This is a genomic window from Fretibacterium fastidiosum, from assembly GCF_000210715.1.
Classification (GTDB): Bacteria; Synergistota; Synergistia; order Synergistales; family Aminobacteriaceae; genus Fretibacterium; species Fretibacterium fastidiosum.
The window spans coordinates 2,004,245-2,005,746 of the sequence record NC_021038.1 but is presented as its reverse complement, the minus strand read 5'-3'; the positions used below and the strand labels follow the sequence as shown (position 1 = coordinate 2,005,746).

The window sequence follows — 1,502 nt, the reverse complement described above, 5'->3', positions numbered from 1 at the left end:
TCTTCCTGGCCGCGCGCTTCGTGGCTGGCGCCTTCGCCGTGGCCGTCTTCGTGCGCCTGACCGTACGCTTTTCGGTCGGCTCTTTCGTCGTGGCTGTCGTCTCTTCGGCGGCCTTCGTCTTCCTGGCCGTGCGCTTCGCGGCTGGCTTTTTCGTCGCGGGTGTCTTCTCCACGGCGGCCTCCGGCCCCTGGGCCGTGCGCTTTTCGGACGCCGTCCTCCTGGCGGGGCTCATCAGCACACCCAGCTTGGCTGAGACTGGGAGGGCGCCAGCAGGAGCGGGATGCTGAAGGTGGGGTCCAGCGACACGGCGTCCACCAGGTTCTGAAGGGTGGAGGCGTCGGTGGCGGAGTTGCTGGCCATCCCCAGGACGAGGGCCTGTATGAGGGCCTTCTCCATCGTCTCCATGGGGACGGCCCAGGACTCCAGGAGCGACGAGGCCAGGGCCAGGGCCTCCGGCGCGATGTAGCGACGCTCCACGTCGCTGAAGATGCGGCGGGCCCCCGCGCCGCCCTGGATTCTCCGCACGTCTGATGGGGCCTGGTTTTTCTGCGTCTTTTTCACGGGCACTTCTCCTTAAGGGTTCGGTCGTGCGCGCTCCGGGGTCTTGCGCTCTCCGGCGCGCACGGGGCTGTTTAGAAAACACTGATTAAGTCGTTGAGAACTGTCAACCGTATAGGCTCCCTTCAGTGCCTGAAACTTCATCAGGCCGCGCGAAGCGCGTGGGGATTGGGGCGTAGCCCCATTTTAAAATTTAAGGAAGTGCTGAAGGATACCCTCCGTTCGATGCTCCTTGATTGCTTTCAACAACTTTTGAAGATTAAACAGCGCTTCCTTTATACCATATTTTGCGATTTTGTAGAAATCCTTTTGTGCTTTTCGCGAGATTATAGGGTCGGACGCCGAGGTCAAAATCGGAAAAAGTCAAGACTTGATTTTTTCCCCGGCGTCGCTTCTTCCACACCGTCCACTTATCCACATTACGGGGCGGAACGGCGATGTCGTAACGCATCGCGGAAAAATATCCACCGGGTTGTCCACTTGTCCACAATTCCGTCCACACGGACCGAAGGCTCATCTTTTGCCCCGGGTCTGAAAGAGAGGCCCTGCGGCTCATCGGCTGCAGGGCAAAGGGCCCAGGCTTCCTGCCCGTTTTTCTGAATGGGTCTTTGAAGATGGGGAAAAGCCTCCAGGACTTTTCCTCCCGCTTCCTTTATAATCGCGTTCGTGGCCGGGGGGGCGGTCCCCGGCGCCCGTTCGCCGTCGTGCGGCTGTGGATTCATGGGGGATGAAGCGAGGTCTTTCTATCTTGATAAAGTTCTTGAAGGGCCTGTCGGCCCTGTTCCTTCTGGCTGCGGCGACGGCCGCGGCGCTCTTCTGGCTGCCCACGGGCTCCTGGCTCGTGCTGCCCCTGGCTCGGTGGATCGGCAGCGCCATGACGCCGGCCCTGAGGCTGGAGGGGGTGGAGGGCTCCCTGTGCCTGGGCTATGAGGTGCGGGGCCTGG

The 1,502-nt window shown here is 61.4% G+C and carries 2 protein-coding genes; one reads left to right on the top strand and one right to left on the bottom strand.

Features of this window, described 5'->3' with window-relative positions; translation table 11 throughout:
• Window positions 1-231: 231 nt before the first annotated feature.
• Window positions 232-561, bottom strand: coding sequence for a hypothetical protein (locus SY1_RS09170; RefSeq protein WP_208873550.1), 330 nt, complete (start codon window positions 559-561; stop codon window positions 232-234).
• A gap of 745 nt (window positions 562-1,306) precedes the next feature.
• On the opposite strand from SY1_RS09170, the gene SY1_RS09165 reads away from it, so the two are divergent.
• Window positions 1,307-1,502, top strand: a 196-nt coding sequence (locus tag SY1_RS09165) for a hypothetical protein (RefSeq protein WP_208873548.1), incomplete at its 3' end; no start/stop codon positions are given.